Origin of the sequence: Agrobacterium sp. LMR679 (genome assembly GCF_027157905.1) — a bacterium.
Classification (GTDB): domain Bacteria; phylum Pseudomonadota; class Alphaproteobacteria; order Rhizobiales; family Rhizobiaceae; genus Agrobacterium; species Agrobacterium leguminum.
Genome location: NZ_JAPVOJ010000002.1, coordinates 1 through 24,128, shown reverse-complemented (window position 1 = coordinate 24,128; position 24,128 = coordinate 1). Strand labels below are relative to the sequence as shown.

General features: G+C 59.6%; 23 protein-coding genes, 1 tRNA gene and 4 pseudogenes. 25 read left to right on the top strand and 3 right to left on the bottom strand.

What is annotated here, in order from left to right; translation table 11 throughout:
* Window positions 1-132: 132 nt before the first annotated feature.
* The 19 genes and pseudogenes from O3W47_RS10820 (at window position 133) to O3W47_RS10735 (ending at window position 18,951) form a co-directional block, all read left to right on the top strand.
* Window positions 133-354, top strand: coding sequence for a hypothetical protein (locus O3W47_RS10820; protein WP_269313749.1), 222 nt, complete (start codon window positions 133-135; stop codon window positions 352-354).
* A pseudogene (locus O3W47_RS25375) lies at window positions 354-623 on the top strand (portal protein); the annotation flags it as partial. The gene O3W47_RS10820 and the pseudogene O3W47_RS25375, both read left to right, overlap by 1 nt.
* Window positions 524-1,972 (top strand): portal protein, encoded by a 1,449-nt coding sequence (locus O3W47_RS10815; RefSeq protein WP_331283565.1) that lies wholly within the window; start codon window positions 524-526, stop codon window positions 1,970-1,972. The pseudogene O3W47_RS25375 and the gene O3W47_RS10815, both read left to right, overlap by 100 nt.
* 38 nt (window positions 1,973-2,010) lie before the next feature.
* Window positions 2,011-2,355 (top strand): hypothetical protein, encoded by a 345-nt coding sequence (locus tag O3W47_RS10810; protein ID WP_269313748.1) that lies wholly within the window; start codon window positions 2,011-2,013, stop codon window positions 2,353-2,355.
* Window positions 2,352-3,305, top strand: coding sequence for a hypothetical protein (locus O3W47_RS10805; RefSeq protein ID WP_269313747.1), 954 nt, complete (start codon window positions 2,352-2,354; stop codon window positions 3,303-3,305). The genes O3W47_RS10810 and O3W47_RS10805 overlap by 4 nt, the downstream gene beginning before the upstream one ends.
* Before the next feature lie 154 nt (window positions 3,306-3,459).
* Window positions 3,460-4,395 carry a phage capsid protein gene (locus O3W47_RS10800; RefSeq protein ID WP_269313746.1) on the top strand — a complete coding sequence of 312 codons (936 nt, stop codon included), beginning with the start codon at window positions 3,460-3,462 and terminating at the stop codon, window positions 4,393-4,395.
* Window positions 4,396-4,460: 65 nt separating this feature from the next.
* The gene (locus O3W47_RS10795; protein WP_269313745.1) at window positions 4,461-4,739 is read left to right on the top strand and encodes a hypothetical protein; all 279 of its coding nucleotides are present in this window, start codon (window positions 4,461-4,463) and stop codon (window positions 4,737-4,739) included.
* 72 nt (window positions 4,740-4,811) lie between these two features.
* Entirely contained in the window at window positions 4,812-5,465 is a 654-nt protein-coding gene (locus tag O3W47_RS10790; protein ID WP_269313744.1) for a hypothetical protein, read from the top strand.
* Entirely contained in the window at window positions 5,465-7,339 is a 1,875-nt protein-coding gene (locus O3W47_RS10785; RefSeq protein WP_269313743.1) for a hypothetical protein, read from the top strand. Before O3W47_RS10790 ends, O3W47_RS10785 begins: the two co-directional genes overlap by 1 nt.
* Window positions 7,340-7,386: 47 nt before the next feature.
* Window positions 7,387-7,542 (top strand): hypothetical protein, encoded by a 156-nt coding sequence (locus O3W47_RS10780; protein ID WP_269313742.1) that lies wholly within the window; start codon window positions 7,387-7,389, stop codon window positions 7,540-7,542.
* Window positions 7,542-8,102 (top strand): hypothetical protein, encoded by a 561-nt coding sequence (locus O3W47_RS10775; RefSeq protein ID WP_269313741.1) that lies wholly within the window; start codon window positions 7,542-7,544, stop codon window positions 8,100-8,102. Before O3W47_RS10780 ends, O3W47_RS10775 begins: the two co-directional genes overlap by 1 nt.
* 1 nt (window position 8,103) lies before the next feature.
* On the top strand, window positions 8,104-10,815 hold the full coding sequence (locus O3W47_RS25370) for a transglycosylase SLT domain-containing protein (protein WP_442864619.1): 2,712 nt from the start codon (window positions 8,104-8,106) through the stop codon (window positions 10,813-10,815).
* A gap of 81 nt (window positions 10,816-10,896) precedes the next feature.
* Window positions 10,897-11,979 carry a hypothetical protein gene (locus O3W47_RS10765; protein WP_269313740.1) on the top strand — a complete coding sequence of 361 codons (1,083 nt, stop codon included), beginning with the start codon at window positions 10,897-10,899 and terminating at the stop codon, window positions 11,977-11,979.
* A 29-nt stretch (window positions 11,980-12,008) separates the two neighbouring features.
* On the top strand, window positions 12,009-12,491 hold the full coding sequence (locus O3W47_RS10760; protein ID WP_269313739.1) for a hypothetical protein: 483 nt from the start codon (window positions 12,009-12,011) through the stop codon (window positions 12,489-12,491).
* Window positions 12,492-12,501: 10 nt separating this feature from the next.
* Window positions 12,502-14,988: a hypothetical protein gene (locus O3W47_RS10755; protein WP_269313738.1), complete on the top strand. Its 2,487-nt coding sequence runs from the start codon at window positions 12,502-12,504 to the stop codon at window positions 14,986-14,988.
* Complete coding sequence (locus tag O3W47_RS10750; protein WP_269313737.1) at window positions 14,985-15,413, top strand: hypothetical protein; 429 nt, start codon at window positions 14,985-14,987, stop codon at window positions 15,411-15,413. Before O3W47_RS10755 ends, O3W47_RS10750 begins: the two co-directional genes overlap by 4 nt.
* Before the next feature lie 55 nt (window positions 15,414-15,468).
* Complete coding sequence (locus O3W47_RS10745; RefSeq protein ID WP_269313736.1) at window positions 15,469-17,004, top strand: hypothetical protein; 1,536 nt, start codon at window positions 15,469-15,471, stop codon at window positions 17,002-17,004.
* A 597-nt stretch (window positions 17,005-17,601) separates the two neighbouring features.
* Window positions 17,602-17,904, top strand: a complete 303-nt coding sequence (locus O3W47_RS10740; RefSeq protein ID WP_269313735.1) for a hypothetical protein — start codon at window positions 17,602-17,604, stop codon at window positions 17,902-17,904.
* Window positions 17,905-18,474: 570 nt separating this feature from the next.
* A complete protein-coding gene (locus O3W47_RS10735) occupies window positions 18,475-18,951 on the top strand; it encodes a hypothetical protein (protein ID WP_269313734.1) in 477 nt (158 codons plus the stop codon).
* A gap of 132 nt (window positions 18,952-19,083) precedes the next feature.
* Here O3W47_RS10735 and O3W47_RS10730 read toward each other — a convergent pair whose 3' ends face one another.
* Complete coding sequence (locus O3W47_RS10730) at window positions 19,084-19,296, bottom strand: hypothetical protein (protein WP_269313733.1); 213 nt, start codon at window positions 19,294-19,296, stop codon at window positions 19,084-19,086.
* 46 nt (window positions 19,297-19,342) lie between these two features.
* Between O3W47_RS10730 and O3W47_RS10725 the strand changes: the two genes are divergently transcribed.
* The 4 genes from O3W47_RS10725 to O3W47_RS10710 all read left to right on the top strand — a co-directional run bounded on the left by O3W47_RS10725 (window position 19,343) and on the right by O3W47_RS10710 (window position 21,384).
* Window positions 19,343-19,561 carry a hypothetical protein gene (locus O3W47_RS10725; protein WP_269313732.1) on the top strand — a complete coding sequence of 73 codons (219 nt, stop codon included), beginning with the start codon at window positions 19,343-19,345 and terminating at the stop codon, window positions 19,559-19,561.
* A gap of 428 nt (window positions 19,562-19,989) precedes the next feature.
* On the top strand, window positions 19,990-20,451 hold the full coding sequence (locus O3W47_RS10720) for a hypothetical protein (RefSeq protein ID WP_269313731.1): 462 nt from the start codon (window positions 19,990-19,992) through the stop codon (window positions 20,449-20,451).
* 118 nt (window positions 20,452-20,569) lie between these two features.
* Window positions 20,570-21,082, top strand: a complete 513-nt coding sequence (locus O3W47_RS10715) for a hypothetical protein (RefSeq protein ID WP_269313730.1) — start codon at window positions 20,570-20,572, stop codon at window positions 21,080-21,082.
* A 74-nt stretch (window positions 21,083-21,156) separates the two neighbouring features.
* Window positions 21,157-21,384, top strand: coding sequence for a hypothetical protein (locus O3W47_RS10710; RefSeq protein WP_331283558.1), 228 nt, complete (start codon window positions 21,157-21,159; stop codon window positions 21,382-21,384).
* Window positions 21,385-21,592: 208 nt separating this feature from the next.
* On the opposite strand, the gene O3W47_RS10705 is transcribed toward O3W47_RS10710, so the two are convergent.
* Window positions 21,593-21,668, bottom strand: a tRNA-Lys gene (locus O3W47_RS10705).
* A gap of 278 nt (window positions 21,669-21,946) precedes the next feature.
* Between O3W47_RS10705 and O3W47_RS25365 the strand changes: the two are divergent.
* Window positions 21,947-22,689: pseudogene (locus O3W47_RS25365) on the top strand (cytochrome c biogenesis CcdA family protein).
* Between the two features lie 34 nt (window positions 22,690-22,723).
* Window positions 22,724-23,649 (top strand): annotated as a pseudogene (locus O3W47_RS10695) (AEC family transporter); the annotation flags it as partial.
* Here O3W47_RS10695 and O3W47_RS10690 read toward each other — a convergent pair.
* Window positions 23,650-24,128 (bottom strand): annotated as a pseudogene (locus tag O3W47_RS10690) (FAD-dependent monooxygenase); the annotation flags it as partial. It lies immediately after the preceding pseudogene.

Here is a 24,128-nt window from a genome sequence, read left to right as displayed (position 1 = left end):
TGACGGCTCTGGCCCAAAATCGAACCGTCATAACCCATGTGACGGAAAGCAACCCCAGCGGTGTGCGCATGGCGCGCCTCGTCGGCTTCCAGCACCTGGGCGGAACCCTTTGGATTTTGAACGGGGAGTTGCATGGGCCAGATCGTCAAGGGACTTTTCGGCGGGTCGGACAAGAGCGCAAAGCAGGAGGCGGAAAAGAGCCGTCAGCTGCAGCAGGTGGCGAACGATCGGCAGCTTGCGGAAGCGAACCGGAACAATCAGGCAGTGGCGGCCACGCGGCGCGCGCCCCGTGGCCGCCGTCTGTTTGAGGACAGTGGCGCTGACGCCGGCGGATCCAGCGCGGTGCTTGCCTGATGGATGGCGATTTCAACGTTGATGTCCAGGCTCTGAAAACCCGCGTTGATAACACCTGGGGCGCTCGCTCTCACTGGACGCCGATCTACCAGGAGGCCTATGATTTCGCCGTGCCGATGCGTCGGCCCAGCGGCGGCGCGAATGGCAAGGCGCGCGGGCCGGATCGGTTATTCGATATGACCGCGCCAATGTCGGCGATGTATTTCGCGGGCAATCTGCAGCGCGATCTCTTCCCGGCCGGCCAGTCCACATTCGAGCTCGAGGCTGGCCCTCTCGCCGCGATGGCGCTGCAGGACAGCGAAAAAAGCAGTTCAACCGGGAACTGTCGCGGGTCTCGACCCTCATTCACCCATTTTTCTTGGCGGGTGACTGGGATACTGCCATTCACGAAATGTGCATCGATCTGGCCGTGGGCACTGGCGCGCTGTTGCCGGTCAAAGGTACGCCCAGCAACCCGATCATGTTTGCCTGCATTCCCTTCGACCAGCTGGCGATATCGACCGATGCTTTCGGCCGGGTCAACCTGGTGTCGTGGCGGCAGACGCTTCGGCGCGACCAGATCGTTGACGCCTGGTCGAAGGGCCGGTTTCCTGACAACTTCAAGGAGCTGGCGAGAACCCGCCCGTCTGAGGAGATTTTGGTTTACCAGGACTGGTGGGCGGATCGTCAGCCGGGTGGTGGCTGGCACTTCGGCGCGCGCATCGATAACGCACTGGGTCTCGTGACGCATGAGCGTTACCGGACCCAGCCGATTGCCATTCCCCGCTATTACCGCGTGCCCGGCGAGGCTTACGGCCGTGGCGTAATCCTGACTGCGTTGCCGACGATCAAGACGCTGAACAAGGCGCAAGAGCTTGCTCTGAAAAGCGCCGCGATCAACATGCTGGGTATCTGGGGTTACCGCGCCGGCGGCACATTCAACCCGAACACCGTGCAGATGGCCCCGGGTCAGTTCTGGGCGATGCAATCGACGGGCGGCGTTCTCGGTCCGGACGTGCAGCGCCTCGATCCGGCGTCGGGAAGCATGAACGTTGCCCAGATGCTCATCGGCGATCTGCAGGGCCAGATCAAGCAGGCCATGTTCGATACGCGCCTGCCGGAATATGAGGGCACGCCGCGTTCCGCCTCCGAAATGACGGCCCGTCTGCAGCAGCGTGCAAACATTCACATCGGCGCATTCGGCCGCCTGGTCCGCGAGATCATGCCGGTTGTTGTGCCGCGAGCTGCAGAGATCCTGATGGAATTCGGCATGCTGCCCGGGATCCAGCAGGTGGATGACCTTTTGGTTTCGGTGAACGTCCGCTCGCCGATGCAGGCTGCGCTCAATGCGGACCGCATCGCCTCGATCGCCAATTACCACGATATGGTGATGGCCTTTGCCGGTCCCGAGCAGCGCGAGCTCTATCTGAACCAGGACAAGGTCATGGAGCGGATCGCCGACGGCTTGCAGATCGACAAGGATCTGATCCCTGACGACGCGGAAAAGGAAAAGGTGCTCCTCAAGATCGAGGATGCACGTCGCCAGCAGATGCAGGCGATGATGGCGGCCGAAATGGCAAAGCAGGCTCCGGGCGCGATCAAGGATCTCGCTGTGGCGGATATGCGGAGGGCTGCTTGATGTCAGGTCCATTTCTTCCGGAGCGCGCCGCTCAGCCTATGGATCTGCTCGAGCGGCTTACGGATGACGGCGACGGCTGGGAAGGGCTCGAGGCCCTGTTTAGGCCGCAGCTGCAGGATGCGCCACTGCAGCCGCGGGAAGGTGTCGCCAAATTTATGTATGGGCTTTACCACACGCCTGAAGGCCGGGCCATGTTCGAATGGATGATGGATATCACCCTTCGCATGCCATTGCGCTCGACCGGCCAGACCTTCGAGCAAACAGCACTCAACACGGCAACACGGCAGGGCATTAATGGCGTCGGCGAGGCGATCCTCGCGGCCATTGGTCATGGCGAAAAACTCTTATCGAAATCTCAAAACCAGAATGGAGCTGGATCATGAAAGGCAGATTTTTAGGCGGCATCAATTTTTTTGACCTGATGCTGTTCAACTCGGACGCGGGCGGCAGTGGCGGCGGTGGCGGTGATGCTGCAGCAGCTGCGCCGCCGGCAGGTTCTTCCGCGTCGGCTCCTCCTCCCGCCGACGCGGGCGCGCAGCCGCCTCCATCGGCTGTCGCTCCTCCGGCGGGCGCACCGTCTCCGCCCGCCGGAGATATCTACAAGCCGGAAGGCATCGCGGATCATCTTGTTGGCAAGAGCAACACCGAGACGATCGACAACATGAAAAAGGCGCTCGACGGTTATCGAGACCGCGACGCGGCAAACAAGGTTGGGGCGACGGCTGAGGCTTATGCGGAGTTTTCCGGCGACATTCCGGAAGCGATTAAGCCGCATCTGGAAACGCTGAAAGGCGATCCTTTGACGGCGCGCATGCAGCAGTACGCTTTCGATAACAAGGTTCCTTTGCCTGTTTACCAGGGCATGGTTCAGCAGTTCCTCTCCGTCTCGTCTGAAATGGGCCTGATGGAGCCGGTTGTCGACGAGAAGGCCGAGCGGGCCGCCCTCGTTCCGGATGTTGCCAAGCACTTGCCGGAGGCCGAGCAGCGCCAGGCCGTCGAAAAGCGCATGAACGAAAATTACGCGTTCCTCGATAGCGTTGCCGCCAAGGGCGCCGAAAACGGCGGCCTTGCGAAAGATGACGTCGAATTTGCCAAGGCGATGCTCGGGGACAGCGCGAAAGGGCATCGCGTGTTTGAGTGGATGCGTGGCGTTGTCGGCGGTGGCCAGGGTGGCGGCCCTGCCATGCAGTTTGGTGGCTCCGGTGGTCTTGATCCAAAGGCTGAATTGGCCAAGCGCGGGGCTCTGCCGCAGAACACTGTCGGTCACAAGGATTTCGACCGCGCGTCCTATGACCAGCTGCAGGCCGACTATAAACGCGTTTATCCCGGCTGACGCACTTAACGGCTCCCGCCCGCTGGCATGATTTGCCTGCTACCGGACGGGAGCGACCTGGGGAACATGCTGGCTATCCTTCACCGGACCCAGTAGCGCCCGGCTAATCGGCCCTCACGGTGATTTCGTCCATCACACCAATTGAGGGTCACACATGCCTGTTGAAGCCTGGTTCAAAGAAAAAATCCGCGACGACGTCGCAACCCGTTTGAAGTCCAAGGGTGGATTTCTCGACGGCACCATGAAAACCGGCGAAAACGTCGCCGGTACGGTCAAGTTCCCGATCGCGGGCGGCCGCATCAAAATGTACAAGCTTTCCGGCGCAATCGAGGAAGTCCGTCCGCAGGGGCTCGACATCGACGTCGTTTCCCTGCAGGCCTCCGACTATACGGCGGAAGCGACCATTCGCAACCAGGACACGCTGCGCCAGGCTCCGTCTTACCAGGCGGAAGTTTCCGACGCGATGGCCAAATCGGTGCGAATGAAACGCGACAACCTGAAATTCGATGCGCTCGACGCGTTCTGCAACGTCGGCAATGCCAACATTCCGGGCGGCGGCCCGACCGTTCCGAAGACGATCGGCGACGGCAGTGCGCGCATCGATCTTCCCTTCGTCAATCGTGCTGCCGCCCAGGTTCGTGGCGTCGGCTCGGATGAGGAGATTTACTACCCCATCCCGTTTATGTGGTTCGAGCAGCTTTGCTGGTACAAGGAATTCTCCTCCAAGGACTACCAGGGCGATAAGGATCTTCCCTTCGCTCAGTCGGGTATCGTCGACAAAAAGACCTGGAAGGGCATCCATATCATGGCGCTGCCTGATGAGCATTTCAACTACGGCACGGCCAAATGGGTGGAAGGTCAGGACGAATGGGCTGCCGGCTACCTCGATACGTTCATGTGGACGAAATCCGCCGTTGGCTGTGAAACCTTCTGGTCGAAAGAGCAGATGGACATCAACGAATGGATCGGCAAGGCCGGCAAGCCGCTTCTCTGCGACACGGCTCTTTCCGGCGCGGCCATCGGCCTCCTCCCGGAAGGTGTCAAGCGTCTGCGTTACCTCGCAATCAACGATACGGTTCGCCCGACCTGATGTGACATGCCGCCCGTTTCGCGCGGGCGGCTCGCCCTCCTGTCTCAACTGAAAAGGATACGACTATGGCTCATCGCCCCCGCGATCTGCGCCGCCGGACCACGATCAGCATTCCCGGCCAGCGTCAGATCATGTTTTTCGACTATGCCACCGTCCACACGCTGGCTGAGGTGCAGGCCGCCGGTTTCTTCAATGACAGCCGTGACAATCTGACGGTCGGCAGCATCATCGATTGCGTAGCGGATATCAACGGTACGACGGCGCGCGTGGTGCTTCGAACCACGGCCGTGCCGCCGACCGGCAACGTCACCGTCGCCGTAGATGGTGGTCTGGCCGCGTCTTAATTCGCGTCGCACTCAACGATGGACCGTGGCCGGTATTCTCTGGCCACGGTTTTCTTTTTTCGGGCGGTGGTCATGACAATTGACAGGGCGACGATCATCAACGAGGCGCTGACGGATATCGGTGCTGGCCCCATGTTTTCGATCGACGACGGTTCGGAGCTCTCCGAGCAGATCGAGGCAACCTGGAGACGCGTTGTCGACCAGGTCTTCGGCATGCATGATTGGACCTTCGCCCGTAAGACCTTCAAAAACACGCGCCTAGCCGACAGGCCGGACAATGGCTGGTCGCATGCTTTCGCTCTGCCGGGCAACCGCATCGGAAATCCTCTCAAGATCATGGATCGAGCCGGACAATCGCCGTCACCACTGCGGTGTTTTGCCATCGAGGAAGGGATGCTGTTCGCGAATGTGACGGACACCTGGTCTCTTTGCAAAGTCCTGGTCGATCCTGATTACTGGGATCCTTCCTTCCGTGCTGCCTTCGTCATCGCACTTTCCGGATATCTGGCCATTCCGGTCTGGGCCGATCAGGATCTGCGAGAGGCAAAGCTTGTTGAGGCTTTCGGCACTCCTTCGCGTGAGGGCACTGGCGGATTGTTCGGCCGGTTGATGGCCCAGGACAAGGCGAGTGCACCGATCGGCGAGCCGCTTCTTGCGAATGACCCTCTGACCGCTGTGCATAACACCGGTGGACGCGCCTATCTTCCCTGGCATGGAGAATTCTGATGGCGCGCGTTGCGGGACAGCTCAAGAGCTCAGCGAATGCCGGCCAGTTGGCGCAGAGCCTATTCGGCAAGGTTAACCTGAAACAGTACTATTCCGGTGCGAAGCGGATGCTTGGCGTAGAGCCAGTGCCGCAAAGCGGTTTTACGCTGTTGCCCGGATCTCGCCTGGTCGGCTCGGCTCCGGCGGCTCCAGTCGTTCAAACCACTCTCACCGTGAGCTCGGCGCTTTCCTATACGCTTTATTTCATGGCGGGGCAGGTCGAGATATGGCGGCAAGATCTGGTTAAAGTTGCGACTGTCGCCGTTCCGCAAATCACATCCGAAATGCTGCCGGATCTCGAATTCTATGGCGAAGCGAACACGGTTGGTATCTTTCATCCGTCGCTTTTTTCGGGTTTGAGAATTTTGCGGAATTCCTCGAATGACGCGCTATGGACTGTGGGTGCCTGGCCGTTTGAATTTGTTCCTGACGTTGATCTTGGCGGTGATTACGCAAAGACGGACGATGTATGGGACATTTACTTTCGTTGGGGTGAAGGCGTGCCGGAGCTCGCCGTGTCCATGACCGTCGAAGGAAATACAACGGAAGCGGCAAACCTTGGCGGCGCTCCGGATCTCGGCGGCTGGGATGCGTTCTGCCTCAACATCCAGAGCAAGATTGCTGCTCTGCCCGGCTTCTCGTCGGGTGTGACGGTTTCCAATGCCGGCGGCGGCGGTCGGTTCTGGCGGCTGGTTGTGCGTTTCGGCGGCCCTCTGCAGGGGCAGGAATATGATTTCGATGCCCGGATAGTCAACACATCGGAAGCATCGGCACTCGTCACCCACGCGTCGATCGGCAAGACGGCAGGTGAACCCTTGATTTCCGTCACCAGGGGCGGATTTGCAGCGATGACGAATTTTCAGGATCGATCAGTCTACATCGCGCCTCGATCGAAGCCAGCCGCCATCGCCATGTCACGCATCGGTGAGTATTTCGATCTCAACATTGAAAGCCAGTCTGATAACGCTGCCCGGCTGGAGGCGCTTCGAACTGAAGTTTCCGAAACCGTCCTGTATGCGATCGATGCCACGTACCTTGTGGTTTTTACGAACCGGGCGGAATATTTCGCGTCTAACCGGACGATAGAGCGGGGAAAGCCCCTCAATTGGGTGAAGGCGTCAGAGATCGGCACAAAGAAGGGTTGCAAGCCTGTTCTGCTGGGTGGAATGATTTATTTCGTCTCGCGTGACGGGGGCATTCTTTATTCTGCCGACTATGACGCCGTCTCTGAGGCTTTCAAGCCCGATCCCGTGAACGATCTCAACAACGATATCGTCTCCAACGTGCGGAAACTGGTGGTGCAGCGTAAACGGGGCGGAATGTCCGCTGACCGCCTCTGGATCCTACGTGAAGATGGGCGGCTTATTTCCGGCGGCGTGAACGTCAGTCAGGACATCAGGCTTGCGGCCAGTGAGTGGCCGGTTGCCGAAGGTGGTTTAGTTCATGACATTTCCGTTGATGGTCTCGACCGTGTCTGGCTGACAGTAGAGCGCAACGGGGCGTACACCCGGGAAATCCTTGTTGAAGATGAAGAAAGTGTTCTGCAGTTGACTGTGTCTGCGGTCACTGACCTGACGGGGCAGATCTCCGGCCTTTCCAGCTTCAATGGTCGCGCCGTTTGGGTTGAAATCGAAAACGATTTCCACGGGCCTTTGTCGTGTCTGCGGGCTCGGTGCAAACCGAGATTGCAGGAAAGGCTGCGCTCGTCGGTATATGGTCCGCGCCGTTGCATGAATGCATGCCTTTCGTGCGTGTTCTCCCGAATGACGATGTTGTGCGACGGCCCGGCAAGGTGGTGTCTGTTCGGCTTTATCTCGAGGACACCGCTAGCATAGCTATCGGCGCAAATGGTCGAACGGCGCGCAATGTGCCGCTGCAGCTGATGAGCGATGACCTGGTTGCCGCAAAGAAGAATTTCACGGGTCATATCGCGGTTTCCGGCCTCATCGGCGTCTGCATGGATCCGACACTGACAATTACGCAGGTTCGCCCCGGGCGGCTGCGTGTGCGGGATTATATCGCGGGGGTGAAACTGTAATGGAGCTGGCGGCGAGTTTTGTGACGTCTATCTTTGGGGGTGGCGGTGCTGCAGCGGCAGGGGCCGCCACCGGCGCAGTGACAACAGGGGTGGCGGCTCCTGCTGCGACAGGTTTTTCGCTGTCATCGCTGTTGCAGGGAACGGCGACTGTTCTTGGGATGGTCCAGTCCATCAATGCCGGCAATGCCGACGCGGAAGCATTGAATGCGGCCGCCGATGATGCTGCGCGCGAGGTGCCGCTTGAAACCCTGCAGGGTATCACGAGGCGCACGGCTCTCAAGAAAGAGGCGATGGACAGCATAGCGCAGCAGGACGTTGCCTATGCTGCGTCCGGCGTTGATCTTTCCTTCGGAACGCCGATGCAGGCTCGAAAAGACGCGTTCCGGCAACTGGATCTCGGTATCACGTCTGATGTCGGAACGGAGCAGACGCGGATTGGTCGCCTGCAGGAGCGTGAGGCCGAATATCGAAAGAGGGCGTCGCGTGCGAAGCGATCGGCCATGTTCGATGCGGCAATGATCGGTTTCAAGGGTGCAACTTCCATCGCAGACGGGTACTAATATGACAAACAGAAGGCTGGATCCTGTATCTTACAAGCCATTCCGCGCGCAGCCCCTTTTGAGTGAGGGGCTGCTTTCGGTTTCGCGCGAGGGCGGAGATCTCGAACGCAAGGTGGCTGCGGGCCTTGCCCGTATGGCGGATGACTTCGGTGCTCAGGCATTACAAGAGGCCGAAAAAAGAGAAGCGTCTCTGTCTCGGAAAGAAGCCTTAGAGAATGCACCTGGCCTCATTAAGATCTCGGGTGGTGGGTATAAGGAGAGTGAGACGTCAAATGGCGTTCGCGTGAAGGTGCCGCCTGCAGAACTGCGAACGATGATCGCGGATGCTGCCGTTCGGAACGGTGTCGATCCCCACGCCTTGACGGAAGTCGCGGGTATCGAAAGCTCTTTTAACCCATATGCCCGGAATAAAAACTCGTCGGCGGGTGGCCTTTTTCAGTTCGTCGACGGCACGGCAAAGCAATATGGCCTTCGTGACCGCTTCGATCCGGCCCAGGCATCTGATGCAGCTGCGCGCCTCATGCGAGACAATCGCGATCATCTGCGGAAAACTCTCGGCCGTGAGCCTAACGCTGGCGAATTGTACCTTGCTCATCAGCAGGGTGCTGGCGGGGCTTCCAAGTTGCTGGCAAATCCCAACGCCTTAGCCGTCGACGTTGTTGGTCACGATGCGGTGCGCCTGAACGGCGGTACATCCGATATGACCGCAGGGCAGTTTGCCTCGCGTTGGACCTCGAAAGTCGCGCCTAGTGGCGGAACCTATGACAAACTGCCGTCTTCTTCCTCCGTAGGGCCGGTGTCAGTTACTCCTGTTCGCGAGCCTGTGGTGATTGAGCGCGGAAAGCCGGGAACATGGCGCCCCTCCCGACGAAATACAGCTGCCGGTCGCGCCTATGATGTGGCTGGCACGCGCACCTATCTCGAGATGGCCGACGCTGCCATGGTTCAAAATCAGCAGGCGGTTTATGAGGCCTACAAAGATGATCCCGCCATGCTCGAAAAGGCGCTGCAGGAAAATCTGACCGCAGATCTGCGCGACAATGTTTTTGAGGAAATCGCGCCGGAGTATACTGCCGCATACAACAAACGCTCGATGGCGTTGTTGAGCAAGGCGCGGGCCGATCAGAAAGAGCGGGCAGATGCCGCAAACCGTGTCGATTTTCTCGGTCGCGTTGACGAACTCGAGAACCGCAAAAGCCAGCAGCTCGCCGGCCTGAAAATGGATGACGACGCGGCTGGTGTGGCGCTTGCCGATACGCAGTCGACGATCGACGCCCACTATGACAGCGCCGTGGCTCGCGGTGTCCTGACCGCTGGAGAGGCGGAGAAGGCGAAGCGCAAGAGCCGTTCCGATCTGACGGTGGGTTATTACACCAGGCAGGCGGCGACGATGAACGCCGATCAGATCAAAACGATGCGCGCGGACATGCAGCGCGACTATGCCGCCGGGAACCTCGATGGCGTGACGGCCGATGACTGGGATGCGATCGACAAGGGTTTGACGGGGGCGGAAAGCGCTCGCCGGACGCAGGATGCCAAATCGAATGCAGATCTCGAAAAGCGCGGCGAAGACATGGCGAAGCGCATCGCCCGTGGCCTACCGGTCGGTGCTGATGAGCTTGCGAGGTTCCAGCTCGATGCCGGAACCGCCCCTCGCGGTAAGGAAATCGTTTCGTCGACGCTGACGCGGATGAAGGTTTCGGACGCCATTCGAACCCAGCCGATTGGGGAGGTGGAAAAATCCGTCAAGACGATCCTGGGGGAGAATGCGACGTCTGACGATGTTGATTTTGCCCGCAAGGCTATTGCAGATCATCGAAAGGATCTGCAGGTGGATCCGCTTGGTGTTGCCGAGCGCTTCGGTGTTCTGCCGGTTTCGGAAGGCTTGCCACTGGATGGTGACGTGGATCCTGCCATGGTTGCTGGCGCTTTTTCGGAGCGGATCAATGCTGCCAATGCCGCCGGACAGCATTTTGGCGTTTCGCCGCGCTATTTCCGCCCGGGCGAGGCCGAGCAGATTGAGGCGGCTGTAAAGGCGGATCCGGCAAAGGGGCTGGCGATTGCTGCCGGTCTCGTGGACGCGGCCGGCCGTGATGCCAATCGGGTACTGCGTGAACTGGGCGAGACTGCACCGGCGGTTGCTCTTTCCGGCGGCCTGGTCGCTGCTGGCGGTAACAGGCAGGCGGCGCTCGATCTCATTTCCGGTTATGGGAAAAGCCCGGAAGGCAAGGCCTATACCGATATCCCGAACACGAAGCGTATTCCGGTTGCCCAGACGATCGCCGGCGATGCCCTGCAGTTTTCGCCTGCGGAGGTGAACCGACTTGACGAGGCGGCCGCCGCGATCGCGCGCAAGCGCCTTTATGATGCCGGCATCGATCCGAAGAAAGAAGACGCGCGACCGTTCTACGAAAAGGCCTACCAGGAGGCGGCCGGCGCAACATTCTCGAATGGGGTCCAGTTCGGCGGGTTCACGAAATTCAGCGGCGGGATGTTCTCTCGGTCACGTCAGATCCTCGTGCCACCATCGATCCGTGCTGACAAGTTCGGCGATCTCATCGATGCGCTCGAGGATAACGATGTGGGGCAGGTGGTCGCAAAGAACGGCCGCACCTGGACGGCGCGTGATTTCCAGAAAGCGACGCCGATTGCGGTCACCGGCGGTTATGCTTTTGCGCTCGGGGATTTGTCTAGCTCGTCCCCCAGTTCATAGCCGACAAGGATGGCAATCCCGTCGTGTTGGATCTCGCCGGCATGCAGGGCAGGCTCGGTGCGCGTGTTCCGGGGCTTACCGATGATCCAGCTGCCGAACGTCACGGATCTGCCCGCAAGCCGCTCGGCCGGACCTGAGAGCTGGGGTGAGGCCTGGTCGAAGGCTGCCGGCGCGACCGATGAAACGATGCGGTTGATCGAAAATACCAATGCCGATTATTACGGTCTGGAAAAGGCTTATGATGAGCGCATCAAGCTGATCGCCGACATAACCGGCCAGACGCTGCCAAATCCCATGCGGGAAGCGGCGGCCGTCGATCTGGATCCGGATCGCGCCGATGTGATGGCGATGTCACTGGGGGGTGGCGGCACGGCGTTTTCCTCCGTCGATGAGGAAGGTAGGGCCTCGCGTGAGGAAGAGTTCAACGCCAAGGCGCTTTCGCTCTCCGGCAAGTATCGTCAGGAGCTTGAGCAGGTTCTGTCTACGAGTGTCGAGGAAGCGCACAACCAGGTAATGCGAGATGCTGAAAAGGCATCACAGGAGGCGCTGAATTCGCCGGAGCTCGGAGCGGCCGGACGTCTCGGCGCGCAACTCGTCGGTGGCCTGCGAGGCGCTGCCCGCGATCCGACACAATGGGGCATGGCGATGTTCGGAGCGGGTGGCGCGACGTCGTCGACTGTTGCTGGCCGGATCGGCAAGACGATGCTGACGGAAGCGCTCTTGAACGGCGGGCAGGAACTCGTGCTGCAGGGCTTAAGCCAGGAGCGCAAGCGTGCGGCCGGCCTCGAGCACGGTATGGGTGACATGCTGCAGAACGCCGGCGTTGCCGCTGTGTTCGGCGCACTGTTCGGTGGATCGATCCAGGGCGGGGCGGAGCTCGCCCGCGTTTACCGCATGGGCAAAGGTGGCGAGGATATCGCCGCGCGCGTCCTCGATGGCAATCCTCAGCCTGGTGATATCGAGGCAATGGCGAAAGCCATGAATGTCGAGCTCGCGCCCGAAAAGCTCGATCTCATCAATCGGAGCTTCGAAGATCGCGTTCTGGACGATTACATGGTTTCATCGGATGCCTCGCCAGGGCAGATCGAGGTCATGCAGGCCGCAGAGAGATATGCGGCGGATCCGGACAATTTTCCACCCCCGAGATCGTTGAACGCATCTTAGCCGAGCAGGAAGCCGGCAGGATGCTGACGATGCGGCCGGATGATTACGAGCGGATCTATGGTGGTGACGCGAATGCCATCGATGATATCGCGGAAACCTTTTTCGCTTCGGATGTTGCTGACGCTGCACGGCGTATCGATGATGCCGCTGCTCGTGTCGAGACGGCGGGCGATGCGGTCTCCGATCGTGCCGTCTCACCACAGTCGGCGGCGCGTCAGCTCAATGAGCCTCCAGCGGCGGCGTCTGCCGAGCGCGCCCTGCAGGAGCAATCAATTCGCCCGCGCGTCATAGCCGAACCGCTCGATGACGTCAGCATGCGCAATGCGGAGATCCGCGCCGGCGAGCTCGCCGAACCCGCGCGCGATCGCAACGGCAATCCTGAAAACTATTTCGACTTTATGGCGATCGAAGATGGCGACGGCAAGGTGAGCGTTGTTTCCGCCCGGGAAGCGCTCGAGATGGCCGCCGAACCTGAATTCCTCGCCGATCTTTTGGAGGCATGCAAACTATGAGCCTGCGCGATTGTCTGGCTTCCGCCGTAGCACAGGGGCGATCAATTCGCGCCAGGCGGATGAACTGCACCGTTATTACGATGCCCGCTTCAACACCAAGCGTGCCGCTATGTCGGAACGCGAGGCGATGGCCGCTGCACGCGATGAGGTGGCGGCCGCGTTGCGTGCCGATGCCAAAGAGATGCGTCGGCAGGTCAATCTGACAGAGGCGGCGCGGAAGGATCTGGCGGGCTTCATCGAAAACTACCGTGACAAGAAAGGGCGTCCGGATAAGCTCGATGCCGTTTTATCGCTGATGATCCACAACGGTTACAAGGGCACCCAGAGCATGTCCGGCAAGGCCAATGCGATTATTGCCCTGGCGCACCGCCAGCTTTCGGACGTGATGTATCATTTCCGGCGCTCGAAGGGTCTCGGCCGTCGTTTGAACAAGGTCGATATTCCCGATCTCATCACGGCCATGCATGGCGAGCACGTTAGCAATCCGACCGCCAAAGCGCTTGCCGGCGCTCTTTCCGGCGTCCTCGAGGATCTGCGTCTGCGCTTCAACGATGCCGGCGGGAATATTCCGAAGCGGCAGGACTGGGGCATCGTGCACAGCCATAACCGCCGGGCGATCCGCAAACTAGGCGGGACGCCGGAGGAGGCGCGCCAGCGCTGGAAAGATTTCATCCGGCCTTTGCTCGATCCGGAGCAGATGACCAATCCGAACACTGGCGAGGTCATTGGCGCCAACGGGCTCGATAGCTCGCTTGATTATGTCTTCGAGACCATCACTTCCGATGGCTGGGCGCACCGCCGGCCGGAAGGGCGAAGGTTCGGCAAAGGCAAGGTGGCCAGCAAGTACCAGGACAGCCGCTTTCTGATTTTCAGAGATGCCCGGAGCTGGCTTGCCTACAATGAGAAATTCGGCAGCTCCGACGCGATCGGCTCCATTTTCAACCACATCAACGGTGTGGCACGCGATATCGCCGCTATGGAGCGCTTTGGACCGAACCCGGATGCGACTATCGAGTGGCTGAAACAGGCCGTGCAGGTCGATATCGGCAAGCGGCAGTCCGGAGCGCTCAATATTGAAGGTGTGAAGGTGCCGGGCATGTCAGCCATCAAGATGGCCGAATATCGCATTGACAGCCTCTGGCGTGCCCTGCGCGGGCGGGAAACTGTCCTCGATGCGCCGGCTCAATGGGCTGGCGATATTCGTAACCTCGCGACGTCGGCCGCACTTGGCTCTACCGGTATTCTGGCGGCCGCAACAGATCCGTTCGTAGCTGCAGCTTCGCGTCGGCTGGCCGGCCTGCCGGTGGTGCGCGGTTTCGGCGGCATTCTGAAACGGTTCGCCAATGACGGCGATCGTAAGGCGATGGCCCGCCGGGCGATGATCTGGGACGATTATCTGCACACGATGAATGAAAGCGCGCGCTTCGTCGACCAGATGTTTGGCCATGAATGGAGCCGTTATCTTGTCGATCGGTCGCTGACGTGGAATGCGCTTTCTCCTCTGACGGATGCCCGCAAGCGTCTCGAGGCAACGGCCTGGCATGAGACGCTCGGCGGCCTGGCTGAAAAGGATACTGACTGGATCGACCTTAATCCGCTTCTGCAGCGGGCGATGGAAGGTTTCGGCATTACCCCTGATGACTGGCACAAAATGCGGGCCGGCGTCGACAATATGGGCTTTCTGGATCCGGGCGGCGTTTTCGAAAAGACCCGCGATCGCGTGCTTGCTGAAAAATATGCCGAGCTGATCCAGCAATGGCAGGAACGATCGGTTCCGGCCGGAGATCCGCGCATCAAGAGCGTGCTGACAGGAAAGGTGGAGCGCGGCACGATCCTGGGCGAAATAGCCGAATTTGGCTCCCAGTTCATGTCGTTCGGTATGAGTTTCACAGCGCGCCAGCTCGAGGCGATGTATGTCTATTCGATGCTTTCGAAAAGCGCGGCCGGCCGTGTTGCGCGTGGATCCGGTTATTTCGCCGCTATGGCCGTTCCGCTGACAATGGGCGCGGCGTTCTACATCCAGATCCTCAACGTTCTGAACGGCAAGGATCCGGAGGATATGACCGAAAATGCCTTCTGGGTTAAGGCTTTCGTGAAAGGCGGTGGCGGCGGCCTCTTTGCTGATTTCGTCGACAAATCGGAAAACCGTTATGGGCAAAGCCTTGTTGCTACTTTGGGCGGCATAGGTGGCGCATTCATAGCCGATACCGCCGATCTCACCTTGAAGAGCATCCAGGCGATCATTTACCCGGAGGATCAAAAAGTTGGGCGCGCCGCGGCGAAGTATGTGGGTCGATACACGCCGATTTTGTCGTCGCACCCGGCAACCCGCAACTGGTATCGCCGTGCCTTCGTTGACCAGCTGCAGTGGCTGCTCGATCCGGACGCAGACAAAAGCTTCAAGTCTCAAAAGGCGAAAGCCTCTCACTGGTGGGAGCCTGGTGAAATGACGTTTCGCCGGCTTCCTAATCCAGATGCAGCGCTCGGGCAGGAATGAAGATACTCGGGCCTCGTTTTGACTTCTCCTTTTGGTGTGAAGGCTTAAGCTATATTCCGGTCGAATCGTTTGATCAGGATGCTATTGTGGGAGCTTTTCTAGATATTCTGGACGGACTAAGCGTCTTTAGCGCTGTTGTCGCCGGCGTGATGATGGGGGCAATTCGAGACCCTTTTCAGATGGTTATTCTGCTCGTTACCATCGCGCTTGCTATTGGCCGCGCTAAGTGGTGGGTGATCTTGTTGCCTCCTCTTATCGCTTCCATCGTTATCGCTACCGGCGCGTACGGTCGGTATGTGCAGGCGGGAATTGATCCTTGGTCAACCTTGCCTCTATCGGTTTGTGCTCGATTTCTCGGTATGTCGTGCATAGGCCTTTTGATACGTCTGGTTAGCCGCTCGTTGGTTCGAGTATCCCGCACTTAACCTCTGTGGCCCGCCCTTACGCTTTGCCTGATCCAAAAAATCAGGCGGGGCGACTATGGCTGAAAATCCCTATCCCATTCCACGTCAGCTTCGGCTGAGCGATATCCTCGTCGGCGATGGCGGCGACACATACGGGCCGTTCGACTTCGAGATATTCGATACACAAGATGCTGTTGTCTGTGTTCGGCCGGCCGGTGCCCTGCGCTTCGAAGAAGTTCCCGACGTTGTCGTTACCAAGGTGAACGGCAACACGGTGCTCAATCCCTTTGACGCCTTCACCATCAAGTTTCCGTACCTCGTGCCGGAAACCACCCGGTTCGTGGTCCTTTCCGCCCGCGTGGCCGCGCGTGATGCCGGCGTTATTTCCGGTACGAAAATCAATCCGGATGCGCTGGAGAAAGAGTTTTCGAAGATTGCGACGCAACAGCAGGAACTGCGTCGCGATATTGGCCGCGCGATCGTGACGGATTTCGGCGCGCCGAGCTTCACGCTTGATGCTGACATGGATGACGGGCGCACCCTGATGAAGCAGGGGAACCGCCTCGTTGCCGGTCCGGATCTCGGCGCGATCGGTGACGAAGTCGAGGCGATGAAAGACCTCGTCGAAGGCTGGGCGAGTGACATTGTCAGTCAGGGTAATGTGCCGATCTATGCAGCGGTCGTTGGCATGCCGGCGCTCGAGATCCCCGCAGGGATCAATGCGATCCGGGTGAATGGCTTTTATGTTGCTGGTGATGGCGGCGGCGCGCTCTACGTCAAGGCAGGTGGCGAGCCCGCGCACGATGGCAAGTTTCAGACGGCGGATGGCGCGTGGTGGGAAATTGCGGAGACCTTTCCAAATCCCCTGATGTTCGGGGCTGTTGGCGACGGTGTCGCTGACGACAGGGCCGCCATATTGCGAGCCAAGGCATTTGCCGGCGGCCGGCCAATCGTCCTTCCCGCTGGGACTTATGAAATCGGGTCCGCTCTTGCCTTCGCCGCAACCGATAGGCTCGTCTTTGAGCAGGGCGCATCCTTCTCGGGAACGCAGCCGACAGGTGGCCTTCGTGTTTTCGATTATTATCGATCCGCCCCCGTCGCCGGTTCGAAAATGAAAATCGAAAAGCTTTTCGAGCAGGCAGATAGCCACAAGCTTGAAGATATTGCGGGCATCTGGCCGGGTCAGGTTGGAACGTTTTTCGGTGTTTCCCGCGAGTTTGGCCCCGGCTATGTTTCCGGCACGCATTCCCCGGCAAATGCGATGTTCGCCTATGCTGCGAACACGGGCAGCACTGCGGATGTCGTGGCCTCCATGTCGGTTGCTTTTTCCTGGCAGAACAGCACCACGTCGTTTGGGGCAAACATCATCGCCGGTTCTGCACCCGGCGTGAATGGCGCAAAACTTGTAGGCGTTGAGATCGACGTTGAGCCTTCTGCCGCGCGCGTCGCCGGGCGGCTGGTTCGGCGGGTCTTTACATCAATGCCTTCAATGTTGCCATCCCCGGTCCGGCTATGCAGGTCGGGTATGTTGGTGGCGGAAATTTCAACAACGGCATCATACTGGACGGTATTGCAGGCGCAGGGCTCGCCGCCGGATCCGGCAGCATCATGACCAGCCTTCTGAACTCCGGCGCTGCTTCGTCGTTCACGCTTGATGCGATCGTTCTTGGAAACCAGCATCGCGTTCGGTTCGGCAGCGCTGGCGGCTCGCCCGCGTCTATCGGTTGCGATACAGGCAACAATCTCACGATCGGCGGTGCGGGGGCGATCATCGCAACCAGATCATCCACGACCGAAGGCCAGGCCATGCTGAGCCTGCGCGATAACGCCTCCGTTACTGCCCTGAAGTCCAGATTGCGCGTGGCTCCCCGCCGAACGGCGCGAACGCGGCAATGCGTGTCAACGGCCAGAGCGCCACCGGGCGCTCGATCAATGCGGGCGGCACGATCAATGCGAGCGGTGCTGACTATGCCGAGTATGAGCGGAAATCCGAAGACTGCGGCGAAATCATCAAAGGGCAGATAATTGGCTTCGATGAACTGGGGCTCCTGACGGACCTCTTCGATGAGGCGATATCGTTCGGTGTTAAATCCACAAATCCCAACCTTGTCGGCGGTGATGACTGGGACACGCAAATTGGTGAACGGCCTTCTGAGCCCGAATATGTCCCCTGGAAATCGAGCGGCCGAGACTTCCTGTCTTCAGCCGGATGGCGACTGAGGAGGCGGCACAAGCGCAGGCGGAATTTGATCGCCAGATCGAGGAATACGATCAGAAGTGTGCAGATCATCGACGTGCATGGGAGGCGTCCGAATATGCCGATTATCGCCAGGCAGTTTCCGAGTTTGAGGAGCTGCTTGAAAGCGAACGCGTCAAGATGGATCGCATCGCCTATTGCGGCAAGGTCCCGGTGAACGTCTACGGCGCGGCTCCTGGTGACTGGATCGTGCCAGTTCGAGGAGATCAGGACAGATCTCTGGCAGTATCGTCCGCGACGCCACCATTTCGTTAGCGCAATACAAGTCGGCAATCGGAAAGGTTCGTCGCATTCTGGATGATGGGCGGGCCGAGATCGTCGTAAAGGTCTCCTGACTGCGCATTTGACCGTACCTCCGGACGCATACCATGGCTCCAGTTGAAAAACCGGAGCCATTTTCATGACCGCCAAGCTGCCTGACGCTGTGCCCCTTGCATGCGCAAAACTTACTCGATTTCATCGGCGATATCGAAGCTCCGGAAAGGTTTCGACACCATTTTTGGAAACCGCCAGGGAAAGCTGGCTGTTCCCCTCACTCAGATGACCTACGGCGATATCGTCGATGCGCAGGCAAAATGGGGGAACAAGACGTGGGTGAAAAAAATGGGGCTATGACACGGCGTCCAGCGCGGCGGGCCGTTACCAGTTTATGCGCGCCACCCTGCAGGGCATCGCGAAGGAGGTTCCCTCCATCGATGGCAGGACGATCTTTTCCGGCGGCCTGCAGAACAGGCTCGGTTATTACCTGCTCCTGCGCCGGGGCTATGCCGATTTCATTTCGGGAAAACTCAATCTCGTTCAGTTCGGCCTGAACCTCGCCAAGGAGTGGGCAAGCTTCCGGTGCTCTCCGATACGAAAGGCGCTCACCGGCAGGTGCTGCGCGGCCAGAGCTATTACGCCGGCGACGGCCTCAACAAATCCCTGGTCAAGCCGGAGCGCGTAGAGGCGCGCCTGCGCCATGTGCTCGACCTTGTCAGGCTCGTGACAGTCGGCGATACGCCGGCGACGATTTCTCCCGCACCTGCACGGCCGGAGCCTCACGTCGACGGGAATACCGCAGCGCCAGTGCCTGCGGAGAAGGTGGATCCGGAAAAGCTGGATAAACCGCTCCTGAAATCGAAAACGGTCTGGCAATGGATCCTGACATTTCTGGGCGCTGCAGCTGCTGCATTCGGTGGCCTCGACTGGCGTGTGCAGATCCTGATCGTTGTGGCGATCGGCCTCTCCGGCGTCTACGCCATCAAGCGTCGTGCGGACATCGCCAAGGTGTATCGAGAGATCAAGGCCGAGTTCAATGCTTGACCGTATCAAAACCGCAGTGGTTGCGATCGGCGGGGCGGTGGCCGGTATTGCCGTTGCCTCGTGCCGTCGCCTCGCTCGTGATGGTGCCGGCGGCGAAGCGGGAGGGCAAGTCGGCCGCGATCGCAGAAATGGTCAGGCGGCCGCCAGGCCGAGATGCAAAGGAAGGGTGACGATGCGAGCCTGCAGACCAAAACAGATTTTGAGCTTTGCGTTCTTGGCCTTCGCAGCAACGGCATGCCAGTCGATGCCTGCGACCAGCTGCGCGGGGTGGACGAAAAATAATCTTTCTCCTTCCGGCCTGGTGGCGCTGATTGCCGCCGATAGGTCGGGCGCGGAAAGGGTCATCGGAAACGACCGCAACGGACAGCGGCAAGGATGCTGGAGCTAAAACATGCCGACGAAAACACTCACGCAGAATGGCACCGAGAATATGGGTATCGAGGCGAAGAGCGATGCGGGTTACCGCGTTCTCTCCTATTCCGGATCGCTGGGCGGTGGAACGCTGCAGCTTCTACCCAGTGCGCCGATGGCGCTGACCAGGTGCCCGTTCCGGATAGCAAGCTTTCCGCTGCAAATGTGGATGGGAACGGTGATCCGATCCGGCAGATAGTGTTCGTCAGCGCCGGCAATGTCTACGTCTCCCTGACGGGTGCCACTACCCGAACTGCAAGGTTTCGGTGCAATGACAACATCACTGCGGCTTCTGGCTTCCACCTCGCTTGCTCGCGGAAATAAGGGGCGCGGTTTGTCCGCCCTCTCGCCCTGGCGCGGATTGAACGGCGGGCCTGTTCGGGAAGTTAATGCCTTCGGCCCTCTAAAGACAAAGTTGGAGGCCGGGCAGAACGTCGTCCTCTTCATCAATTCAGACAGTACGGGCTATTCGGAGTTTGGCCCCTATTACAAATTTGTCGTCGCGCTCGGGGATCTCTACGATTACACAATCGTGATGTATCGCTGGGCGGAGTGGGGCGGTTCCTCCGCCAACGGCCCAAAGAATACGCCGCGCCGGTTACGCTACGCACTGGCACGCGCGGTTCAATGGCTGTGTATCTGGCGGCCTTGCCCGGACAGGTCGCTGGTTGCATGTTTGAGGCGTCGCGCAAGCCGAATGCGATCGATGCCATTCCAAAACCGGACGTGGCGATTACTCATCACGGCCATAACATGTCGAGTTTCGAAACGCCGGGTAGTGCCCTTGCAATCGGTCGCGGGCTCTTCTGGTCGATCATCGGACTGATCAGTTGGCAATGGCAGGGCGTTGCGCAGGTGATGACGACACAAAATCCATGGCGTGACACTGCCGGCTATGACAACGTCAACAACGCAATTCGTGGCGTCGCATCTGCTTTCCCAGCCTTACGCTTGTCGATAGCCACGCCCGCATACTCGAGGCTGGCAAGGATGCCTCGCTGTACCGGCTGGGCGAGCCGTCGCCAGGTGTGCATCTGTCTGACACTGAGGCTAATTCGAAGGGTGCCCAGATTGTTGCGGATGCGCTGATGGCGCGGTTTCGGAGTTCTAAGGCAGGCGCATTTTCCACGGTAAGCTGGATGGAGTTGCCGATCGGCACCCAGCTGTTCGGCAATGGTGACCTTCGAACTGGACGGGTTCGGTTCCGGTGAATTTCCAGAATGTGGCGGGAAACAGTGTCACGAAGGATACGGACACGGCAAACATTTTCCCCGGCTCCGGCGCTGCCTATTCCGCCAGGGTGAAGCCGGCAGATGCCAACGGGCATTTTTCCAGCCTGTCAAACCCGTTCGATGCGGCCGAGCGCGCCTCGATGGCGGGAAAGACGGTCACTGCGATCATGCTTGCGAAGGCGAACCCGCTTCAACGAACACCCGTCACCAGCTTCATCACGCGTGCGAATAACGGCCTGAGAACGTACACCGGAGGTGGATTGATGTGGTCGCCTAGTGCCGGTGCTTCCGGCCCGGGCGGGTGGATGCCCATCGTTTACGGCGGCATTGCATGTGACCCCAGCAATGACGATGCGAATTCTGCTTACAGGTTCGCTCCCGCGTTCGGAGCGGTTGCTGCCCCGACGGCCGACGTCAACTGGTTACAGCGGTGCGTTATCATCGAGGGGCTTGTTCCGCGTCTTGGCCTCGTGCGACCGGCTGCGTGACGCGGCCCTCATTTGACTGCATAGGCATGATGCCAAAATGCTCTCATCATTTCCTGATCCGAAAGCCTGGCGTCATGTCCTTCTTTGATTTTCTCGATGCACTTGGTATCAAGCTGGGCGTGTTGTTTGCCGGGTTTTTCGGGGGTGTTCTGCGGGCGTTGTCTCGTCCGAATGTAACCTGGAAGGAAATGATTGTCTCGCCGGTCTGTGGCGCTTTGGCGGCCGCTTATCTCACAACGCCCCTGCTGCACTACCTCTACAGCATCAACTGGCCCTGCCGGAGGATCCAATCGCGACCATGAACGCGGCCGCGTTCCTGACAGGCACAAGCGCGATGTGGATTTCTGATTTGATTATATCGAGGCTGACGCGGTGGGCCGGTGGAAAGCCTGTCTAGAGAGGCAAAATTCGGCGTGCGACATGTGCGACTTTTATTAGTCGCAAAATGTCGTAAACAGGTCGCACGACATATTGAAATCGCCGGTAACATATTGATTTTTATGGGGTTTTTGGTGAGAGCGCAGGGATCTGAACCCTGGACCTACTGATTAAAAGTCAGTTGCTCTACCGGCTGAGCTACGCTCTCCCGTGTCGGGGCTTGGCTGCCCTTCGGAAGTGCGCGGAACATATGTAGAGCGATCCGTTCGGTCAACCCAAAAAAGCGGTTTCGACAATCAATCCGGTTTTTTTGTCGCACCCCGAAAAGGTGATTGGAGAGAGGGGGCGGCTGGGGATAAAACCGGCTTCAGACATGTCGGCCGGACGGGTGAAATCCTTTGCAGCAATGACATGCACGAAAATGAAGCGTGAAGTGCCAGCGAAACTCGAGAATCGCGGCGGCTTTGCGGAATGCGGAGTTCTTTCTTGTCGATTGCCGATATTTCCCTGTTCAGCGCGCTTCTGGCCGGCGCTCTTTCGTTTCTGTCGCCCTGCGTTCTGCCGCTGGTGCCGCCTTATCTCTGTTATATGGCAGGTGTTTCGGTCGAGCAGTTCAGGACGGAAGATACCGCGCCGCGGCCGGAGATCTGCAGGGCCGTGCTGTTTTCGGCTTTCTTCTTCACGCTCGGTTTCGCCACGGTCTTCGTGGCGCTGGGGGCAGGCGCCTCGACGATCGGCACGCTTCTGCGCCAGAATCCGACATTCTCGCCAAGATCGGCGGTTTCATCATCATTCTGATGGGCCTGAATTTCCTTGGCGTGTTCCGCATCGGCCTGTTTCGCGCGAAGCGCGGTTTCAGGGGGCGGGCAAGCCTGCCACGCTGTCGGGGGCCTATGTCATGGGTCTTGCCTTCGCCTTCGGCTGGACGCCCTGCATTGGCCCGGTTCTGGGGGCTATTCGGCGTCGCCGCCGCGCGCGATACGGTTGGCGACGGTGCGGCGCTGCTTGCGGTCTATTCTCTTGGCCTTGCGGTGCCGTTCTGGATCGCGGCGGCGTTTTCCGGCTCCTTCATGCGTTTCCTCGTCCGCTTCCGCCGCCATCTCGGCCTCGTGGAAAAGCTGCTCGGCGTATTGCTGGTGCTGACCGGTCTCGCTTTCATGTCCGGTTTTATCACCAATGTGGCGATCTGGTTCCAGGAGACCTTTCCGATCCTGATGCAAATCGGCTAAGCCTCCCGCTGGAGTTGCTTGCGGGGGAAACATAGTGACGGATATCGTCGGATTGCTGTTACCGTTTTTCGGCCTGATCTTCATCGGCTACGGGGCGGCGCGCATCACGAAGCAGCCGGTCGAGGCGATGGGCTGGCTGAACACCTTCATCATCTATGCGGCGCTTCCGGCGCTGTTTTTCGCTGGTGTCGAAAACGCCGGTGGAAGAACTGGCGCGGATGGATTTCGTCGCGGCCAGTCTCGCCTGCACCTATGGCATTTTCTTGGCTGTGTTCCTGATCGGCCGGTTCGTGCGGAAAAACAGCCTTGCCGAAACCACGATCCAGAGTTTCGCGGCAAGCTACGGCAATATCGGCTATATGGGGCCGGGGCTTGCGCTTCTGGCGCTTGGCGAAAAGGCGGCGGTGCCGGTGGCGCTGATCGTCTGTCTGGAAAACGCCGCCCATTTCATCGTCGCCCCGGCGATGATGGCGGTTGCGGGCGGTGACAAGCGCTCTCCGGCAAGACTTACGCTGGATGTGGCGCGCAAGGTCATCACCCATCCCTTCATCGTCTCCGTCATCGCCGGCTTTCTTGCCGCTTCGCTGTCTTGGCAGCCGCCGGAGAGGTGCAGCGGCTGGTGGATTATCTGGCGCAATCGGCGGCGCCCTGCGCGCTGTTTGCCATGGGCGTGACGCTGGCGCTTCGGCCGATGAAACGGGTGCCTGTGGAAATCAGCTATATCGTGCCGCCAAGCTGATCCTGCATCCGCTTGCCGCTTATCTCGTGCTCTCGTCGCTCGGGCGTTTCGAGCCGGTCTGGATCTATTCCGCCGTGCTGCTGGCCGCGCTGCCGACCGCGACGAATGTTTTCGTCATCGGCCAGCAATATCACGTCTGGCAGGAGCGGGCGTCGGCAACGATCCTGATCTCGACGGTGCTGTCGGTCCTTACGCTGACCGGCGTGGTGTATTTCATCCAGCCTTTTGAAGCTGCCGAACAGCAGCGAGGGCAGGGCCTTCAGCCCACGGCCCGGTTCGATGCCCTCGCGCATGACCATGCTTCTAAGAGTGCCGATGCCGGAAAGCACGTGCAGGCCCGCCGCGCGCGCCATCTGCACCGGCAGGAGATCGGAAAGCAGAGAGCGGTTCAGAAGATCGACGCTCAGCGTGCGGCTATAGACATCCGCCCGCCGCCTGCGGTCGAAGCTGCTGCCGGCATCGGCCGCAATCGGCCGGTCGGAGACGGCGCTCAGCAATTCCGTCAGCGCGATGATGTCGCGCAGGCTGAGGTTCAGCCCCTGCGCGCCGATGGGCGGAAAACCATGTGCGGCCTCGCCGATCAGGGCGACGCGGCCCTTGCCGAAGCGATGTGCCGTCATGGAAGAGAGCGGCCATGCCTGCACACTGTCCTCGACGGTGACAGCTCCCAGCATGGATTGCATGCGCTCCTCGACCCGCA